At 70.7% G+C, this 18,043-nt stretch carries 16 protein-coding genes and 1 tRNA gene; 9 read left to right on the top strand and 8 right to left on the bottom strand.

The window, feature by feature from the left end; genetic code table 11:
• Positions 1-203: 203 nt before the first annotated feature.
• Genes FHX78_RS16955 through FHX78_RS16940 form a run of 4 tightly spaced genes read left to right on the top strand, consistent with a single transcriptional unit; the run spans position 204 to position 2,887 of the window.
• Positions 204-365: a hypothetical protein gene (locus FHX78_RS16955; protein WP_176726179.1), complete on the top strand. Its 162-nt coding sequence runs from the start codon at positions 204-206 to the stop codon at positions 363-365.
• The gene (locus FHX78_RS16950; protein WP_145868294.1) at positions 362-1,000 is read left to right on the top strand and encodes an aminodeoxychorismate/anthranilate synthase component II; all 639 of its coding nucleotides are present in this window, start codon (positions 362-364) and stop codon (positions 998-1,000) included. The genes FHX78_RS16955 and FHX78_RS16950 overlap by 4 nt, the downstream gene beginning before the upstream one ends.
• Positions 997-2,130 (top strand): class E sortase, encoded by a 1,134-nt coding sequence (locus FHX78_RS16945; protein ID WP_145868293.1) that lies wholly within the window; start codon positions 997-999, stop codon positions 2,128-2,130. Before FHX78_RS16950 ends, FHX78_RS16945 begins: the two co-directional genes overlap by 4 nt.
• A gap of 13 nt (positions 2,131-2,143) precedes the next feature.
• Positions 2,144-2,887 (top strand): class E sortase, encoded by a 744-nt coding sequence (locus FHX78_RS16940; RefSeq protein ID WP_229923912.1) that lies wholly within the window; start codon positions 2,144-2,146, stop codon positions 2,885-2,887.
• 87 nt (positions 2,888-2,974) lie between these two features.
• Here the strand turns inward: FHX78_RS16940 and pknB are convergent, their stop codons facing one another.
• The 6 genes from pknB to FHX78_RS16905 all read right to left on the bottom strand — a co-directional run bounded on the left by pknB (position 2,975) and on the right by FHX78_RS16905 (position 11,150).
• Entirely contained in the window at positions 2,975-4,984 is a 2,010-nt protein-coding gene (pknB, locus tag FHX78_RS16935) for a Stk1 family PASTA domain-containing Ser/Thr kinase (RefSeq protein WP_145868291.1), read from the bottom strand.
• A gap of 169 nt (positions 4,985-5,153) precedes the next feature.
• Positions 5,154-6,629 (bottom strand): peptidoglycan D,D-transpeptidase FtsI family protein, encoded by a 1,476-nt coding sequence (locus FHX78_RS16925; RefSeq protein ID WP_145868290.1) that lies wholly within the window; start codon positions 6,627-6,629, stop codon positions 5,154-5,156.
• Positions 6,626-8,074, bottom strand: coding sequence for an FtsW/RodA/SpoVE family cell cycle protein (locus tag FHX78_RS16920; protein ID WP_145868289.1), 1,449 nt, complete (start codon positions 8,072-8,074; stop codon positions 6,626-6,628). Before FHX78_RS16920 ends, FHX78_RS16925 begins: the two co-directional genes overlap by 4 nt.
• A 27-nt stretch (positions 8,075-8,101) precedes the next feature.
• Positions 8,102-9,640 carry a Stp1/IreP family PP2C-type Ser/Thr phosphatase gene (locus FHX78_RS16915; RefSeq protein WP_145872027.1) on the bottom strand — a complete coding sequence of 513 codons (1,539 nt, stop codon included), beginning with the start codon at positions 9,638-9,640 and terminating at the stop codon, positions 8,102-8,104.
• 132 nt (positions 9,641-9,772) lie between these two features.
• Positions 9,773-10,282 carry an FHA domain-containing protein FhaB/FipA gene (locus tag FHX78_RS16910; RefSeq protein ID WP_145868288.1) on the bottom strand — a complete coding sequence of 170 codons (510 nt, stop codon included), beginning with the start codon at positions 10,280-10,282 and terminating at the stop codon, positions 9,773-9,775.
• Positions 10,283-10,292: 10 nt separating this feature from the next.
• Positions 10,293-11,150, bottom strand: coding sequence for an FhaA domain-containing protein (locus tag FHX78_RS16905; protein ID WP_145868287.1), 858 nt, complete (start codon positions 11,148-11,150; stop codon positions 10,293-10,295).
• A 504-nt stretch (positions 11,151-11,654) separates the two neighbouring features.
• On the opposite strand from FHX78_RS16905, the gene FHX78_RS16900 reads away from it, so the two are divergent.
• Positions 11,655-11,738 (top strand) — tRNA-Leu (locus tag FHX78_RS16900).
• Positions 11,739-12,098: 360 nt separating this feature from the next.
• Here the strand turns inward: FHX78_RS16900 and FHX78_RS16895 are convergent.
• Together FHX78_RS16895 and FHX78_RS16890 are read right to left on the bottom strand one after the other, a co-directional pair.
• On the bottom strand, positions 12,099-13,055 hold the full coding sequence (locus FHX78_RS16895) for an NAD-dependent epimerase/dehydratase family protein (RefSeq protein WP_229923911.1): 957 nt from the start codon (positions 13,053-13,055) through the stop codon (positions 12,099-12,101).
• A gap of 19 nt (positions 13,056-13,074) precedes the next feature.
• Entirely contained in the window at positions 13,075-14,136 is a 1,062-nt protein-coding gene (locus FHX78_RS16890; protein WP_145868286.1) for an AfsA-related hotdog domain-containing protein, read from the bottom strand.
• Between the two features lie 235 nt (positions 14,137-14,371).
• Here FHX78_RS16890 and FHX78_RS16885 point away from each other — a divergent pair, with 235 nt between their 5' ends.
• The 4 genes from FHX78_RS16885 (at position 14,372) to FHX78_RS16870 (ending at position 17,944) form a co-directional block, all read left to right on the top strand.
• The gene (locus FHX78_RS16885) at positions 14,372-15,025 is read left to right on the top strand and encodes a ScbR family autoregulator-binding transcription factor (RefSeq protein WP_145868285.1); all 654 of its coding nucleotides are present in this window, start codon (positions 14,372-14,374) and stop codon (positions 15,023-15,025) included.
• A 151-nt stretch (positions 15,026-15,176) separates the two neighbouring features.
• A complete protein-coding gene (locus tag FHX78_RS16880) occupies positions 15,177-16,631 on the top strand; it encodes a DUF2252 domain-containing protein (RefSeq protein WP_373313016.1) in 1,455 nt (484 codons plus the stop codon).
• Positions 16,632-16,719: 88 nt separating this feature from the next.
• Positions 16,720-17,562, top strand: coding sequence for a J domain-containing protein (locus FHX78_RS16875; RefSeq protein ID WP_189908565.1), 843 nt, complete (start codon positions 16,720-16,722; stop codon positions 17,560-17,562).
• Between the two features lie 52 nt (positions 17,563-17,614).
• Positions 17,615-17,944, top strand: coding sequence for a rhodanese-like domain-containing protein (locus FHX78_RS16870; protein WP_145872023.1), 330 nt, complete (start codon positions 17,615-17,617; stop codon positions 17,942-17,944).
• The last annotated feature ends 99 nt before the right edge of the window (positions 17,945-18,043 follow it).

Below are 18,043 nucleotides of genomic sequence, written 5' to 3'. Positions count from 1 at the left end.
TCATGCCGCCCGCGGTCATGTTTCACGTGGAACAACGCCGGACATCGAGGCGATCGGCCCGCGGCCACGTACCAGTGGGTGCCCAAGACCGGTCCCGTCCGGCCCCACGGAGCCTGTGGAGGCCGGGAAACCGGAGGCGTTGCGCCGTTAGTCTGGTGGCGTACGGCGTGGGTCTGGTGCCGTGGTACGACGGAAGGGACGGCATGTACAGCTGGATCTGGCGGCATCTGCCGGGTAACGGATGGGTGCGGGCACTCATCTCACTCGTACTGATCATCGCCGTGGTCTACGTCCTCTTCCAGTACGTCTTCCCGTGGGCCGAGCCGCTGCTGCCCTTCAACGATGTGACGGTGGACAACCAGTGAGCGCGCGCATTCTCGTCGTCGACAACTACGACAGCTTCGTCTTCAACCTGGTCCAGTACCTGTACCAGCTGGGCGCCGAGTGCGAGGTCCTGCGCAACGACGAGGTCTCGACGGCACACGCCCAGGACGGTTTCGACGGGGTGCTCCTCTCCCCGGGCCCGGGCACTCCGGAGGAGGCCGGGGTCTGCGTGGACATGGTGCGGCACTGCGCGTCGACCGGCGTGCCGGTCTTCGGCGTCTGCCTCGGCATGCAGTCGATGCAGGTGGCGTACGGCGGTGTCGTGGACCGTGCCCCCGAGCTGCTGCACGGCAAGACCTCGCCGGTGGAACACGGGGGCAAGGGCGTCTTCGCGGGCCTGCCCTCACCGTTCACGGCGACCCGCTACCACTCGCTGGCCGCCGAGCCGGCCACGGTACCGGCGGAGCTGGAGGTCACGGCCAGGACGCCGGACGGCATCGTGATGGGCCTGAGGCACCGTGAACTCCCGGTCGAGGGCGTGCAGTTCCATCCCGAGTCGGTACTGACCGAACACGGGCACCGGATGCTGGCCAACTGGCTGGTGGAGTGCGGCGACGCGGGCGCGGTGGCGAGGTCGGCGGGGCTCGCCCCGGTGGTGGGCAGGGCCACGGCGTGACCGCGTTGCGCCCCGAGCGCGAGTCCGGCGCGGACGCCTACGGCGGCGCCGGTGACCAGGGCACCTCGTACGGCGGGCCGCCGTACGGGGAGCCGGGTGCGTTGGGGGACGGCTGGTACGACGGCGCGGCGCCCGCCCCCGATCCCTACACGGGCGCCGCCGACAGCACCGCGTATCTGCCGCCGGTCGACGAGGAGACCGTGGCGCTGCGCATCCCCGAGCCGCCGGAGCGCGGGGCGCGTGAGGCCGCCGCGCCGTCTGCCGCGGCGGCGCCCGGTGGCCGGGCGGCCCGCCGGAAGGCCGCCAAGAAGCGTCACGGGCGCCGTGGAGGCTCTCGCAAGGCCGACGGGGGGCCCGGGGTGCCCGAGGGCCGCGAGGGGGCCTCAGAGGCGTCTGGAGGGGCGTCACGGGCGCCGCTGTCCCGTGTCGAGGCGCGTCGGCAGGCACGGGCCCGCAAGGCGAGCCCCGCGGTCCTCGCGAGCCGGGCGATCGGCGAGGTGTTCATCACCACCGGCGTGCTGATGCTGCTGTTCGTCACCTACCAGCTGTGGTGGACGAACGTGCGGGCCCACGCGCAGGCCGGCAAGGAGGTCAGCGACCTCCAGGACGACTGGGCGAGCGGCGAGCGCAGGCCGGGGGCCTTCGAGCCGGGTCAGGGCTTCGCGCTGCTGCACATCCCCAAGCTGGACGTGGTGGTGCCGATCGCGGAGGGCATCGACAGCAAGCGGGTGCTCGACCGCGGCATGGTGGGCCACTACGCGGAGGGTGCGCTGAAGACGGCGATGCCGGACGCGAAGACCGGCAACTTCGGGCTCGCGGGCCACCGCAACACGCACGGCGAGCCCTTCCGCTACATCAACCGGCTGGCGCCGGGAGACCCGATCGTCGTGGAGACGCAGGACACCTACTACGTCTACAAGATGGCGTCGATCCTGCCGGTCACCTCGCCGAGCAACATCAGCGTGCTGGAGCCGGTCCCCCAGGGATCGGGTTTCACCGGCCCGGGCCGTTACATCACGCTGACCACCTGCACGCCGGAGTTCACCAGCAAGTACCGCATGATCGTCTGGGGCAAGATGGACGAGGAACGGCCGCGCAGCAAGGGCAAGCCGGATGCGCTCGTCAGTTAAGGGCAGAGGAAACGTGGCAGCGACCGCAGAACACACCGACACGCCCGCGTCCCCACCGCCCGCGGCGCGCCGCCGTCTGGGGCCGGTCGCGATGGTGGTCAGCTTCTTCGGGGAACTCCTCATCACCGCGGGCGTGGTGCTCGGCCTGTTCGTCGCCTACTCGCTGTGGTGGACGAACGTCGTCGCGGACCGCGCGGCGGACAAGCAGGCCGACAAGGTCCGGGACAACTGGGCGCAGGAGACCGAAGGAAAGGGCCCGGTCTCCTTCGACAGCAAGAACGGCATCGGCTTCCTGCACGTGCCCGCGATGAGCGGCGACGAGATCCTCGTCGAGAAGGGCACGTCGATGAAGGTCCTCAACGACGGTGTCGCCGGCTACTACACCGACCCCGTGAAGTCGGCCCTGCCGACGTCCGGCAAGGAGGGCAACTTCTCCCTCGCGGCCCACCGGGACGGTCACGGCGCGAAGTTCCACGGCATCCACAAGATCAAGGAAGGCGACCCGATCGTCTTCGAGACGAAGGACAAGTGGTACGTCTACAAGACGTACGCGATCCTTCCCGAGACCTCGAAGTACAACGTCGACGTCCTCGGGAAGATCCCGAAGGAGTCCGGCAAGAAGAAGGCCGGCCACTACATCACGCTGACCACCTGTACGCCCGTCTACACGAGCAAGTACCGCTACATCGTCTGGGGCGAGCTGGTCCGCACGGAGAAGGTCGACAGCGAGCGGACCCCGCCGGCGGAACTGCGCTGACCCCGGGCGGGGCGGCCCGCGAAGCAAGGAGCCCCGGCATCCTCTCCCAGAGGGTGCCGGGGCTCCTGTCGTGCGGGGTGCCGCGGGTCAGTCGTCGTCACCGCCGGTGAGGCCGCCGAAGATGCCGCCGTCACCTCCGCCGTTGCCGTTGCCGCCGCCCTGGTCCGCGGTGATCAGGGTGACCGCCGTTCCCTTGTCGACCTGGGTGCCCTGGCCGGGGTTGGAGGCGAGGACGCGGGAGTTGGGGTCCTGCGAGCCGGTGATGTTGCCCACCGCGAGCCCGGCCTCCTGGAGCATCCGCTGGGCGTCCTTGAGGGTCTGGCCGTTGATGTTCGGGACAGCGACCTGCTCGTTCGCCTTGGCCTTGCCGACGACGATCTGCACCTGCGAGTTCTTGTCGACCTGGGTGTTGGCCGCCGGGGTGGTGCGGATGACCTTGCCGACCTGGTTCGGGTCGTCCGTCTCCTCCTCGGTGCAGCTGCCGGTGAGGTCATTGGCCGTCATCTGGGCCGTGGCCTCGTCACAGGTCTTGCCGATGACGTCCGGGACCGTGGACTTGGCCTCTTCCTTGGCGACGGTGAGGGTGATGGTGGTGCCCTTCTCCACCTCTTCGCCGAGCCCCGGGTCCTGCTCGAGGACGGTGCCCGGTTCCTGGGCGTCCACCTTCTCCTCGACCTCGACGACGAACTCGTACTTGTCGCCCTCCAGCTCGGCCTTGGCCTCCTCGAGGCTGTCGCCGACGACACTGGGCACCGCCACCTTGGGCGCACCGGTGGAGACCACCAGGTTGATGGTGTCGTCCTTCTGGACCGTGGTGCCCGCGGCGGGGTCCTGGTCGCAGATCTTGCCCTTGCTCTGGTTCTCGCAGGGCTTCTCCTCGAAGCTGAGCTTCACATTGCCGTTGACGGCGAGTTTTTCGGCGTCCGCTCTGGTCTCGCCGATGAAGTTCGGGGCCGGGACGGTGTCATTGCCCACGCCACCGCTGTCGCTCATGACCCAGCGGCCGATCAGGATCGCGCCGATCAGGACGAGGACACCTGCCACGACCAGCAATATCGTCGAGGCGTTGTTCTTCTTCGGCTGGCGCCGCCGGCCCTGGCGGTCGTCGTAGCCGTAGCCGCCGTCGTCCGGGTTCATGGGCGGCAGCATCGAGGTCGCCGCCCCCGCGCCGGCGTCCGAGCGCAGTGCGGTCGTCGGCTGGTCGTCGGGGTAGCCGCCGTAGCCGACCGCGCCCAGGGCGGCGGTCGCCGCGACCGGCTGGCCGTCGAGGCAGGCCTCGATGTCGGCGCGCATCTCGTCGGCCGACTGGTACCGGTAGTCGGGGTCCTTGACCAGCGCCTTCAGCACGATCGCGTCCATATCGGGCGTGATCTCGGGGTCGAAGACGCTCGGCGGCTGCGGCTCCTCCCGTACGTGCTGGTAGGCGACCGCGACCGGGGAGTCGCCCACGAAGGGCGGACGGACGGTCAGCAGCTCGTACAGCAGGCAGCCGGTGGAGTACAGGTCGGACCGCGCGTCGACCTGCTCGCCCTTGGCCTGCTCCGGCGAGAGGTACTGCGCGGTGCCGATGACGGCCGCGGTCTGGGTCATCGTCATGCCGGAGTCGCCCATCGCGCGGGCGATGCCGAAGTCCATGACCTTGACCTGGCCGTTGCGCGTCAGCATGACGTTGGCGGGCTTGATGTCGCGGTGGACGATGCCGGCCCGGTGCGAGTACTCCAGGGCCTGGAGGATGCCGATGGTCATCTCCAGCGTCCGCTCCGGCAGCAGCTTGCGGCCGCTGTGCAGGAGCTCACGGAGCGTGGAACCGTCGACGTACTCCATGACGATGTACGGGATGGAGACCCCGTCGATGTAGTCCTCGCCCGTGTCGTAGACCGCCACGATCGCGGGATGGTTGAGCGAGGCGGCCGACTGGGCCTCCCGGCGGAAACGGGCCTGGAAGGACGGGTCGCGCGCCAGATCCGCGCGCAGCGTCTTCACCGCCACGGTGCGGCCGAGCCGGCTGTCATGCGCGAGGTAGACCTCCGCCATGCCACCGCGACCGAGCACCTGGCCCAGTTCGTACCGGCCGCCGAGGCGACGCGGCTCTTCCATAGCTACCTACCAGCCCTCTCCGTCGGTCCCGGGCGGCACACGTGTGCCGCCGGAGGCTGCCGTCCGGGCCTACCGTACCCGGCTCGCTTTGTGTGACCTGGCCAAGTACGTCAGCCGATACCGGACCGGTACCGCAACGTGCACCGTTGTGAAGCAGACGTGAGCGGGGTCACTGCTTGCTCTTGATGACCGCCTCCATCACGTTCTTGGCGATCGGTGCGGCGAGGCCGCCGCCGGAGATGTCACCCCGCACGGCGTCCTCGTCCTCGATCACGACCGCGACCGCCACGGGCGAGCTGCCGTCGTCGCTCTTGGCGTAGGAGATGAACCACGCGTAAGGGTTCTTGCTGTTGTTCTCACCGTGCTGGGCCGTGCCCGTCTTGCCGCCGACCGTGACACCGGGGATCTGCGCGTTGGAGCCGGTGCCGTCGTTGACGACGGTCTCCATCATCGACTGGAGGATCTGCGCGTTCTTCGCCGACATCGGCTCGCTCAGCTCCTCCGGGTCCGTCTTCTCGATGGTGTCGAGGCCGGGGGACTGGAGTTCGTCGACCATGTACGGCTTCATCAGCGTGCCGTTGTTGGCGACGGCGGCGGAGACCATGGCCATCTGCAGGGGGGTGGCGGCGGTGTTGAACTGGCCGATGGAGGAGAGGGCGACCTGCGAAGGCTCCATGTTCTCGGAGAACACGGAGGCGCTGGCGCGGACCGGGGTGAACTGCTCCTCGGTGAAGCCGAACTTCTTGGCCGTCTCCAGCATCTTCTCGTTGCCGAGGTCGGCGCCGGCCTTGCCGAAGACGGTGTTGCAGGACACCCGCAGCGCCTCGCGCAGGGTGGCGTCCTTGCAGGGCAGGTTGCCGTCGTTCTTCAGTTCGGTCCTGGTGCCCGTCATGACCCACGGCAGCGGGGTGTCGGTCTTCTGGTCCGCGTCCTCGACCAGCCCGTGCTCCAGCGCGGCGGCCGCGGTGACGACCTTGAAGGTCGAGCCGGGCGGGTAGACCTCGCGCAGCGCCCGGTTGAGCATCGGGTCGTCCGGGTTGTTCTTCTTCTGAAGCGCCTGCCAGGCCTTGGTGTCCGTGTCGAGGCTGTTGCCGGCGATCGTGGACGGGTCGTACGACGGGAAGGAGGCCAGCGCGAGGATCTTGCCGGTGGACGGTTCCAGGGCGACGACCGAGCCCTTGCCGCCCTGCTTCTTCAGGCCCTCGTAGGCGGCCTTCTGGGCGGCGCCGTTGAGGGTGGTGACGACGTTGCCGCCCTCCTTGTTCTTGCCCGTCAGCATGTCGAGCGTGTTGCGGAAGAACAGGCGGTCGTCGTTGCCGGTGAGGATGCCGTCCTCGATGGACTCCAGCTGGTTGGCGCCGAAGGCCTGGGAGACGTAGCCGGTGACGGGCGCCCACATGGCGCCGTCCTTGTAGGTGCGCTTGTACGCGAAGTCGCCCTTGGTGGCCTTGTGCCCGGTGATGGGCTCGCCGTCGACGATGATGTCGCCGCGCGGTGAGGAGTACCGCTCGATGGCGACACGGCGGTTCTTCTCGTCGGTCCGCAGCTTGTCGGCCTGAACGTACTGGATCCAGTTGTTGCGGACTAGCAGAGCGAGCATGAGCAGGCCGCAGAAGATCGCGACCCGGCGCAGGGGCTTGTTCACGGGCGGACCACCTGGGTCATCTCGGCGTCGGGGTTGGCGGCGGGTGCGGGCGCCGGGCGGCGTGCGGTGTCGCTGATTCTGAGCAGGATGCCGATCAGCGCCCAGTTGGCGATGACGGAGGAACCTCCGTACGCCAGGAAGGGCATCGTCATACCGGTCAGCGGGATCAGGCCCATGACGCCGCCGGCGACGACGAAGACCTGGAGCGCGAAGGCGCCGGACAGGCCGATGGCGAGCAGCTTGCCGAACGGGTCACGGGCGGCGAGAGCGGTGCGCACGCCACGCTCCACGATCAGCGCGTAGAGCAGGATCAGCGCCATGACGCCGGCCAGGCCGATCTCCTCGCCGAAGGTGGCGAGGATGAAGTCGGAGTTGGAGGCGAAGCCGATGAGGTCCGAGTTGCCCTGGCCCCAGCCGGTGCCGAGGGTTCCGCCGGAGCCGAAGGCCCACAGGGCCTGCATGGCCTGCTCGGAGTGGACGATGCCGTCCTGGACCCCGGCGCGGCTGAGCTCGAACTCGCGCATCGGGTCGAGCCAGGCCTGCACACGCGTCTGGATGTGCGGCTCGAAGCTTGCCACGCCGACGGCGCCGGCCCCGGACATCAGCAGGCCGAACACGATCCAGCTGGTCCGCTCGGTGGCGACGTACAGCATGATCACGAACATGCCGAAGAACAGCAGCGAGGTACCGAGGTCGGTCTCGAAGACCAGGATCAGGATGGAGATGATCCAGACGACGATGATCGGACCGAGGTCACGGCCGCGGGGCAGGTAGAGCCCCATGAAGCGGCGGCTGGCGAGGGCCAGGGCGTCGCGTTTGACCATCAGGTAGCCCGCGAAGAAGACCGCGAGGACGATCTTGGCGAACTCACCCGGCTGAAGAGTTCCGAGACCGGGGATCTTGATCCAGATCCTGGCGCCGAAGACGTTGTGGCCGAGGCCCGGGACCAGCGGCAGGAGCAGCAGCACCAGCGCGCCGGCCATGGAGATGTAGGTGTAGCGCTGCAGGACGCGGTGGTCCTTGAGGAAGAACAGCACGGCCACGAACAGGGCGACGCCGAGTGCCGAGTACATCAGCTGGCGTGGTGCCGCCTCGACGAACGTCCGGCTCGCCTGGAGGCGCTCCGACTGGTCCAGGCGCCAGATGGCGACCAGTCCGATGCCGTTCAGCAGCGTCGCGATGGGCAGCATCAGGGGATCCGCGTACGGGGCGAACCTCCGTACGGCCAGGTGGCCCACGCCCGCCATCAGGCCGAGACCGACACCGTAGCTGAGCAGCCCGGCGGGCACCTGGTCGTTGAGGGCCAGGCCCACGTTGGCGTAGGCGAAGACCGGGATGACGACGGCGAACACCAGGAGCGCGAGCTCGGTGTTGCGGCGGCTGGGCGCGCCGATGGCGCCGATCGTGGACGTGTGCTGCGTCGACGGGTTGGTAGTACTGCTCATCGTGTGACAGGGCCTCTCACGGCTTGCCTACTGCTTACCGCACAGCGAGACGACCTTCTGCTCCTCCTCCGAGAGGCTGGGGCCGGGGCTGGGAGTGGGTGCGGTCGTGGACGGGGGCGTGGACTGCTCCGGGGCCTTCGGCGAGCCCGACGGGTTCGGCGACGGCGAGGCCTTGGACGTGAAGGAGGCGGGCGTGGTTCCCGTGGTGCCTCCGGCCTCGCCCTCACCGGTCTTCGCGTTCTTCTCGCTCTCGGCGGCGCGCCGCTCGGCCTGCTTCTGGCACGCGGAGGCCTGCACCGACAGTTCCTCGATCTTCTCCCGGGCGCCGTACAGATCGCCTTCGACGATGGTCGCCTCGACCAGCTTGCGCTGGTACGGCGGGAGGTACTTGAGTTCGATCTCGGGGTGGTCCTTCTCGACCTTCGACAGCGAGACCCAGGCCAGGTCCTGGTTGATGCCCCGGTACAGCGCGACGTGCCCGTCCTTGGTGCCGACGTAGTACTGCGTCTGGGTCCAGCGCCAGCCGCCGTACATGCCGCCGCCGATGACGGCGAGCGCCAGCAGGCTGTAGACGGACCTCTTGAGCCACCTGCGGTCCTTGCCGGGCTTGACGAAGTCGTCGTCGGCGTAGCCGAAGCCGTCGGTGGGGATGAAGCCGGTGACGTCGCCGCTGCCGGGCGGGCCGAACTCGCCGCCGCCCTGCTGACGCCGGCGGCCGAGGCCGGAGGCGCGGCCGGCCGGGGTCTGCATGATGCCGTTGTCGTGGAGCTGGTTCTGGTTCTCGGCGACGGCGCCGACCACGACCGGGGTGTCGGACAGCTGCCCGGCGAGGGTGTCACCGGTGTCGAGGTCCAGGACGTCGGCGACGATCACGGTGATGTTGTCGGGGCCGCCCCCGCGCAGGGCCAGCTCGATCAGGTTCTGCACCGTCTCCTCGGGGCCCTGGTAGCTGGCCAGGGCGTCCTCGAGGGTCTGGTGGGAGACCACGCCGGACAGGCCGTCGGAGCAGATCAGGTACCGGTCGCCGGCCCGCACCTCGCGGATGGACAGGTCGGGCTCGACGTGTTCGCCGCTGCCGAGGGCCCGCATGAGCAGGGACCGCTGCGGATGGGTGGTCGCCTCCTCCTCGGTGATCCGGCCCTCGTCGACCAGGCGCTGCACCCAGGTGTGGTCCTGGGTGATCTGGGTGAGGACGCCGTCGCGCAGGAGGTAGGCGCGGGAGTCGCCGACGTGCACCATGCCGAGCCGCTGGCCGGTCCACAGCAGCGCGGTCAGGGTGGTGCCCATGCCTTCGAGCTGGGGGTCCTCCTCGACCATCATGCGCAGCTGGTCGTTGGCCCGCTGGACGGCGGTGCCGAGCGAGGTGAGCAGGTCGGAGCCGGGGACGTCGTCGTCGAGCGCGACGATGGTGGAGATCGCCTCGGAGGAGGCGACCTCGCCGGCGGCGGCGCCGCCCATGCCGTCGGCGATGGCGAGCAGGCGTGGACCGGCGTAACCGGAGTCCTCGTTGCCCTCCCGGATCATCCCCTTGTGCGATCCGGCGGCGAAGCGCAGGGACAGACTCATGCGCACCTCGCCCGTCGGCTCCGGGTACAGCCGGTCGTGTCGAGCCACACTGCCCACCCTCCGGTCGGGAGCGCGCCGGGATCCTGGGTCGGGACCCCCACTGCGTGCTCGCTCCGCTCGCTCATTGTCGTACTACTTCCGCAGCTCGATGACGGTCTTGCCGATGCGGATCGGTGCGCCCAGCGAAATCGGTGTGGGGGTCGTCAGCCGGGTCCGGTCCAGGTAGGTGCCGTTGGTGGAGCCCAGGTCCTCGACGATCCACTGGCCGTCGCGGTCCGGGTAGATCCTGGCATGGCGGCTGGAGGCGTAGTCGTCGTCCAGCACGATCGTGCTGTCGTGTGCCCGGCCCAGCGTGATGGTCTGGCCCTGGAGGGCGACGGTGGTGCCGGTGAGGGTGCCCTCGGTCACGACCAGCTTGGTGGGGGTGTTGCGGCCGCGGCGGCCGCCGCCGGACTGCTGGCGCTGCGGCGGCGGCGCCTGGCGGGCGGCCTGCTGCTGCCGGCCGGCCTCCCGTCGGGAACCGCGCTGGGTGACGCGCGTTCCGAACAGGTCACTCCGGATGACCTGCACGGCCACGATCACGAACAGCCACAGAACGGCCAGGAAACCCAGCCGCATGACCGTGAGGGTCAGCTCTGACATTGCCCCCGCTTCACCCTTCGGCTTGCCTATAGATAACGGTGGTACTGCCCACGACGATCCGCGAGCCGTCGCGGAGCGTAGCGCGGGTGGTGTGCTGCCCGTCCACCACGATGCCGTTGGTGGATCCGAGATCCTGGATCGTCGAGGGCGTTCCGGTCCGGATCTCGCAGTGCCGGCGGGAGACGCCGGGATCGTCGATCCGCACGTCTGCTTCGGTGCTGCGGCCCATCACCAGGGTGGCGCGGGAGATCTGGTGGCGGGTGCCGTTGATCTCGATCCAGTGGCGGGTGCGTCCGCCGGGCGCGGGTGCGGCGGGGGGCCGCTGGCCGGTCGCGGGCTGCGGGTAGCCGTACCCGCCGGGGCGGCCGCCGGGCGGCGGCGCGGCCGGCATGGGCGGGGCGCCCGCGGGGGCGGCCGGCGGGTAGCCGTAGCCACCGGGGCGGCCGGCCGGCGGGGCGGCGCCGGGGCCCGCGGCTCCGGGGGCCTGGCTGGCGGACGAGGCGAGGGTGCGGCTGCGCACCCGGTACAGGCCGGTGTCGAGGTCGTCGGCCTTCTCCAGGTTCACCTTGATGGGACCCATGAAGGTGTAGCGCTGCTGCTTGGCGTAGTCGCGCACCATGCCGGCGAGCTCGTCGCCGAGCTGGCCGGAGTAGGGGCTGAGGCGCTCGAAGTCCGGGGTGCTCAGTTCGACGATGAAGTCATTGGGTACGACGGTGCGGTCGCGGTTCCAGATGGTGGCGTTGTTGTCGCATTCCCGCTGGAGCGCTCCCGCGATCTCCACGGGCTGCACCTCGGACTTGAACACCTTGGCGAAGGTGCCGTTGACCAGACCTTCGAGACGCTGCTCGAACTTCTTCAGGACTCCCATGGGGCACCTCCTCCGTCGCTGCCGTCCTGTGTACTGCCCCGTGCACCGTTTCGTGCACCGCTTACCTGGTACTGCTTACTGATCGTATCCACGCGCCGGTCGATCGGCTGGTTCCCCCTGTCCGCCCGGTCGACGGGTGTCGACGCCTGACGAAGTTCCCACCGGGGCTCCCCTTCGAACTCCTTCGGCCGTGCTCGTGCGCGTCGTTCTGCCATGGATCGTAGAGGGGGCCGCAGACCAGTGTCCCGCACCCGGCTGTGGACTCCGCCCGGCTCCCGGGGAGACGGGGGCTACCGGTACGAGGTTGATACGTGAACCGGCCACCGTCGCTACACAGGGGGCCGGAAGAGCCCGCCGGGGGTGATCGGGCCGGTCGTGACCGGTCGGGACCGGCCCGGCCGGTGGTGGGGAAAGGGATGTGAATCCACCCCGACCAGCGTGCTAATGTTCTGGGTGTCGGAAGGCGCAAGACCCCAAGGGGCAGGGCCGGAAGACACACCCAATGCGCGGGTGGCGGAATAGGCAGACGCGCTGGATTCAGGTTCCAGTGCCCGCAAGGGCGTGGGGGTTCAACTCCCCCCTCGCGCACACCGTCGAACGGGCGGCATCCATCGGATGCCGCCCGTTTCGCGTGCTCGTTCACCTGTCGGTTCGCCGTGGTGGGGTGGGTGCGGGGGCGGGGTGGCGTGTGAGGAACATCTCATGATCCTTTTCGATGCGGGTGGGGCGCTTTTCGGCCGCGGCCGCGGCCGGGTGGGTCCGTGGAGGGGCGGTGCGCCGAGGATCACCGCGGCGCGGCAGGCGGAGCCGCGTTTGCCCACTTACCGGTCATTCGCCGACCCGCCAGTCGGTTTTTCCAGCGCTTCAGTCGGGCGGTACAGGTCTCAGTCCGTACAGGTCTCAGTCGGTACGGGTCTCAGTCGGTACAGGTCTCATTCGGTACAGGCCTCATCCGGCCGTGACGTACGACCGGTACCAGGGCGCCGCGCGTGCGAAGGTCCGGGCGAAGCCCTCACCCGGTGAGCAGTCCAGGTCCTTCCAGAACCCGTCGTCCGTGAACCAGTGGTCCACGGTGAGCAGGCCGAGGTGGTGCAGCGCGCGCGGGGACCCGGCGGCCCGGGCGCGGGCGGTGGCCACGTCCACCGTCGCACCCCGTCCGGGCCGCTCCACCCGGTCACACACCGCCGCCAGCAGCTCCGCGGCCGGCACGGGGTCCGGGTGGCCGACGTAGTGGGCGCCCGGACCGTGGTGCGGGGACAGCGCGGCCGCGACGACCGCCCGGCCCAGGGTCTCGACGTCGATCATCGAGTGGAACGCCGTGCAGCCGGTGACGGTCGCGGACAGCTCCCGCAACAGTCCCACCAGCCCGGGCACCACCCAGCGGTCGCCCTCCCCGTGGACCAGGTGCGGACGCAGCACCAGACCGCCCGCGTCGAGCACATGGCGCTCGGCCGCCGCGCGGGTGCGGCTGGTGTCCGACGCGGGAGCGATCGGGGCCTCGCCGGGCCGGGTGCCGCGGAAGGGGCCCCGGCCGTGGACGGCGGCGGTACTCACGTACACGATCCGGCGCACCCCGCTCCGCAGGGCCTCCTCCACCAGGGCCTTCGTGCCGAGGTCGTTGACCGCCGCGGCGGACTCCGGGTCACCGCCCACGCGGGAGGCGCAGTGGACGAGGACGTCGACGCCGGCACAGCCGCCGTAGAGGGTGCGGGGGTCGGCCAGGTCGCCGGGCACCGTCCCGGCGACTGGCCCTTTGGGCGGCGTACGGCGGGACAGCGTGCGGACGCGGACACCGGGGCGCCCGCGGGCCGCTGCCGCGACCCGGCTGCCGATGAAGCCCGTCGCGCCGGTGACCAGGAGGTCGACGGTCATCCGCGCGTACTCCACCATTCCCGACCAGCCCATAGCCGTGTACCTGAGGGCGTCACGGCAGCGACCGGACCGGGGCCGTGGGCGCGCAGATGAGGGTGGCGGCGAAGACGGCCTCGCCGTTCTGGTGCCCGGCGACCCGTACCGTCACCCCGTCGTCCCCCTTGTCGAGCACTTCGGTGTCGAGGAAACAAGGGCTGTCGAGTTCGGCGTAGCGGCTGAAGGAGACGGACAGCTCGGAGGGCAGGAACGGCCGTCGGCCGGACGAGGCGGTCGCGGCCTGGCGTGCCGCCTCGAACAGGACCATGCCGGGGACGTGGTCGTTGGGCCGGGGGAAGAGCACCGGGTGCCCGGTGTCCACGCGCAGCAGCCAGGTGCCCGGCCGGCCGGCGGGGGCGAGGACGACGTCCTCCGCGCGGTGCCGGCCCGCCAGTTCGGGGGGTGCCGGGGGCGACGGGTCGGGGTGTGCCCGGGCCGACGGGCCGGAGGGTCGTGAGGCCGACGGGTCGGTGGGCTGCGGGGCCGACGGGTCGGAGGGCTGCGGGGCGGGCCGCGGTATGTGGGCAGGCGGGGAGGCGGACTGCCGCTCCCGCAGGCGGCGGTAGGCGGCCGGGGAGGTGCAGTCCATGCTGCCGGTGCCCCGGGCGACGAGCCGGCCCGCGCGGTGGAACTCCATCGTCGTCCGCATGCCGTTCAGGCCCGGGCCCCGGCGGCGGACCTCGGAGCAGACCACGTCGACGGTGACCGGCTCGGCCGCGTCCGCGAGCAGGAGCCGGTCCGGGGCGGTGGAGATCTCCAGGTCACGCATGACGAAGTGGGTGTCGAAGGGGGCACCGAACTCGGCGTGCGCGAGGGCCATGGAGGTCTGACGCAACGTTTCTCCAATGATCATCGGGTCCAGGTGGCGGTCGTCGACGGCGCCGAAGAAGGCGTGGTCGGCGGGCCAGTGGGCGGTGACCTGGAAGCGGACGTCGGAGATTCTGACCCATGCGAGCGGGAAGACGTCCTCCGCGCGGGGGCGGTGGGCCAGTCGCGGCGTGACGCGGGTGCGGGCGCCGTTCGGTCCGGCGCTGTCGGCCTCGGCGGAGGAGTCCCGCCGTCCGCTTTGATCCTTCAAGGGTGCGCTCGCGGGAAGCGGCTGAGGCATGAGGAACCCCCGGGATCGGCAATCTGGCTCCGGCCGGCTCGCACTAAGATACGGACGAGACGGTTTTTTTCCAAGGTGACGCATTTGCCGGAGATGAGCCCCCCGCGCCCCCGCACAGTACGACAGATCGCACTGCGGCTTCTCGGCAGCCACAGGGTGCGACCCATGAGATCCACGAGATCCCCGCAGATCAGGAGGCACCCCGATGGCGCGACAGGAGCGCGCGATCCGCACCCGGCGAACGATCCTGGAGGCAGCCGCGGCCGTCTTCGACGAACGCGGCTACACCTCGGCGACCATCGGGGAGATCCTGGAGCGGGCGCAGGTCACCAAGGGCGCGCTGTACTTCCATTTCGGCTCCAAGGAGGAGCTGGCGATGGGCGTGTTCGAGGAGCAGCTGGCGATCACCCTGCCGCCCCAGTCGAGCAAGCTGCAGGAACTCGTCGACGTGGGCCTGGTGCTGGCCCTGAGGCTGCGGACCGAGCCGCTGGTGCGGGCGAGCGTCGGTCTCGCCCTGGACCAGGGGGCCCTGGGGCTGGACCGCACTCCGGCGTTCGGCATGTGGATCGACCAGATCACCCGGACGCTGGCCGCGGCGAAGGTGGGGGGCGAGCTGCTTCCGCACGTCGACGTCAACGAGACCGCGGAGCTGCTGGTGGCGAGCTTCTCGGGGGTGCAGCTCCTGTCACAGGTGCGCTGCCAGCGGCGGGACCTGCAGCACCGGGTCGTCGTGCTGTTCCACCACATGCTGCCGGGCATCGCCGTTCCCGCGGTACTGGCCCGGCTGGACCTTTCCCCGGACCGCGCCGAAGGGCTGCTCGCCGAGGGACGGCTGCTGTCGGTGGCGGAGGCGGGGTAGGCGGGGGAGGTGCCGTGCCGGGGGCCTGGTTGTCCCCAGGGCGCGAGTTGTCCACAGGGTCTGACGCGTCTCGGCCACCGGATGTACGGTCGGCACGGTCGATGGTGGGCGCGTGTGTACGACACGCAGGGGTACGGGGGAGGCGGTTGCCGTGGCCGAGGTCGTGGCCGGTGGGTCTGGCGAGGGCAGCGGTGTCAGCGGGGCTGGTGGGTCCGGGCGGGGGCGGCGGCTGCCGCGGGTGCCCGGGTTCGCCGAGTGGCCGGATGCGGGCAGCGCCCGGGAGGAGGGCAAGGCCCTGCGCAAGCGCGTTCCGCGCGGTGCGCACGCCACCCTCGACCTGGACGCCTCCCGGCCCGACGCGGTGGGTGCCGTCGAGGAGTCCAGCCGCGGCCGGCTGCCCGAGCTGACCCCCCTCCGGGTGGGCCGGATGGCGGCGACCCCGTTCGCCTTCCTGCGCGGATCGGCGGGCCTCATGGCGTACGACCTGGCCCGCACCCCCGTGACCCGGATCGGCGCCCAGATCTGCGGTGACGCCCACGCGGCCAACTTCGGCCTCTACGGTGACGCGCGGGGCGGCCTGGTCATCGACCTGAACGACTTCGACGAGACGGTGCGCGGTCCCTGGGAATGGGACCTCAAGCGGCTCGCCACCTCGCTGGTGCTCGCCGGCCGGGAGGCGGGCGCGGACGAGGACACTTGCCGTGCCGCGGCCCGCGACACGGTGGGGGCCTACCGACGCACGATGCGGCTGCTGTCCCGGCTGCCCGCGCTGGACGCGTGGAACGCCATCGCGGACGAGGAACTGGTCTCCCACACCGACGCCCACGACCTGCTGGGCACGCTGGAGCGGGTCTCCGAGAAGGCCCGCTCCAACACCAGCGGCCGTTTCGCGGCCAAGTCGACCGAGGCGACCGAGGACGGCGGGCGCCGTTTCGTCGACGCGCCGCCGGTCCTGCGCCGGATACCGGACGAGGAGGCCGCCGCCGTGGCCTCCTCACTGGAGGACTACCTCGGCACGCTCCCGCCCGACCGCCTTCCGCTGCTGGCCCGGCACGCGGTGCACGACGTGGCGTTCCGCGTCGTCGGCACGGGCAGCGTCGGCACCCGCTCGTACGTCGTACTGCTCCTCGATCACCGTGGCGAGCCCCTGGTCCTCCAGGTGAAGGAGGCCCGCCCCTCGGCGCTGGTGCCGCACCTGCCGACGGCCGGCTTCGAGGTCCCGGAGGCCGGACACGAGGGCAGGCGGGTGGTCCAGGGCCAGAAGCGGATGCAGGTCATAAGCGACAGCCTGCTGGGCTGGACGACGGTCGACGGCCGCCCCTTCCAGGTGCGCCAGTTCCGCAACCGCAAGGGCAGCGTCGACCCGGCGGCACTGGCCGCCGACCAGGTCGACGACTACGCCCGGATGACCGGAGCCCTCCTGGCCCGCGCCCACTCCCACAGCGCCGACCCCCGCGGCATCGCCGGCTACTGCGGGAAGAACGAGGAACTGGACGAGGCGGTGGCCGCGTTCGCCGTCGCCTACGCCGACCGCACCGAGGCCGATCACGCGGACCTGCTGACAGCGGTGCGGTCGGGGCGGATCGCGGCGGAGACGGGGGCGTGAGCGCATCCGGGGGAGCCTCACGGGCCTGCTCCGGGGTGTTCCGCCGGGGCGGACCGTGGGGCCCGGGCGGGTGGCCTACGCTGTCCGGGTGACGACCTCGGAAGGTGAGCAGGGTGGCGGCGGCGCCGGTGTGGAGCGGACGCCCGGCGGTGGTGGTGCGGCGCGGCCCGAGGAGCGGCTCGAGCAGGCCGTACGGGCGGCCGAGCAGGCCCTCATCGAGTTCGAGATCGCCGTGGAGACCTTCCGCGTCGAGGTCGAGAACTTCTCCCGGCTGCACGAGCAGAAGCTCGGCCCGATGTACGCCCGCATCGAGGAACTGGACGCCCGGATCCTGGAGGCCAAGGCCGCCCGCAGCGATGATCCCGAGGACCGGCGCCGGGCTGACGAGGCGCGCGCCCGGCTGATGCCGATCCCGGGCGTCGAAGAGCTGATGAACGGCTGGATGGACAGCGAGGGCCTCTTCCCGGAGGCCACGGCCATGCTCACGGACCAGCCGGTCCGGCCTCCGCAGCGGGTGCGGCCCAGCGAGGAGGTCCGCAAGCTCTACCGCGACCTCGCCCGCAAGGCCCACCCGGACCTGGCGCAGGAGGACCAGGAACGCGCGCGCCGCGAGGAGTTCATCACCCGCGTCAACGCCGCCTACGCCCGCGGCAACGAGGCCGAGCTGCGGGAGCTCGCCGAGGAGTGGGCCGCCGGGCCGGAGCTGAAGCGCGTCCCGAGCGCGGGCGAGGAGCTCTACGCGCGTCTCGAATGGCTCTCCCGGCGCAAGGAACTGCTGACGCTGGTCGCCAGGGATCTGGAGGAGAGCGCCATCGGATCGATGCTCCGTCTCGCTCCGGACGACCCGGACGCGCTGCTCGAGGAGATCGCCGGTCAGCTGCGGGACCAGGTGTCCGAACGTGAGGCGGAGCTCGCGGCCCTCACGGCCTGAACCGGGGCCCGCCCGGTCGGGTAGCGTCGGAGACATGAGTTTTGGAGCTGGTGTGCCCACGGTCCGGATCACGGACCTCAAGGACGGCGACTTCCTGCTGGACGTCCGCGAGGACGACGAGTGGAAGGCCGGTCACGCCGAAGGGGCGCTGCACATTCCCCTCAGCGAGTTCGTGTCCCGCTACGGCGAGCTGACCGAGGCCGCGCCGCAGGACGGCCGGGTGCATGTGATCTGCCGGTCCGGTGGGCGGTCGGCGCAGGTCACGATGTATCTGGCCCAGCAGGGCATCGATGCCGTCAACGTCGACGGCGGCATGCAGGTGTGGGAGTCCGCGGGACGCCCCGTCGTCACCGACGACGGGGCGTCGGGATACGTCCTGTAGCGGCGGTCACTCGCCCGCCGGCGACCGTCCCGGGACGGTCCGTCCCCGGACGGCCGTCTGTGGATGATCGCTTCTGGTGATCGTCCTTGGACGATCGTC

The sequence above is a fragment of the Streptomyces capillispiralis genome (genome assembly GCF_007829875.1).
Taxonomy (GTDB): domain Bacteria; phylum Actinomycetota; class Actinomycetes; order Streptomycetales; family Streptomycetaceae; genus Streptomyces; species Streptomyces capillispiralis.
This window is presented reverse-complemented; position numbering and strand designations above follow the sequence as displayed.

Excerpts from the sequence above, each read along its gene's own strand:
- FHX78_RS16885 (WP_145868285.1), top strand. The coding sequence starts at position 14,372 with ATGGCGCGACAGGAGCGCGCGATCCGCACCCGGCGAACGATCCTGGAG.
- FHX78_RS16905 (WP_145868287.1), bottom strand. The coding sequence starts at position 11,150 with ATGGGAGTCCTGAAGAAGTTCGAGCAGCGTCTCGAAGGTCTGGTCAAC.
- FHX78_RS16910 (WP_145868288.1), bottom strand. The coding sequence starts at position 10,282 with ATGTCAGAGCTGACCCTCACGGTCATGCGGCTGGGTTTCCTGGCCGTT.
- pknB (WP_145868291.1), bottom strand. The coding sequence starts at position 4,984 with ATGGAAGAGCCGCGTCGCCTCGGCGGCCGGTACGAACTGGGCCAGGTG.
- FHX78_RS16920 (WP_145868289.1), bottom strand. The coding sequence starts at position 8,074 with ATGAGCAGTACTACCAACCCGTCGACGCAGCACACGTCCACGATCGGC.
- FHX78_RS16895 (WP_229923911.1), bottom strand. The coding sequence starts at position 13,055 with ATGGGCTGGTCGGGAATGGTGGAGTACGCGCGGATGACCGTCGACCTC.
- FHX78_RS16915 (WP_145872027.1), bottom strand. The coding sequence starts at position 9,640 with ATGAGTCTGTCCCTGCGCTTCGCCGCCGGATCGCACAAGGGGATGATC.
- FHX78_RS16955 (WP_176726179.1), top strand. The coding sequence starts at position 204 with ATGTACAGCTGGATCTGGCGGCATCTGCCGGGTAACGGATGGGTGCGG.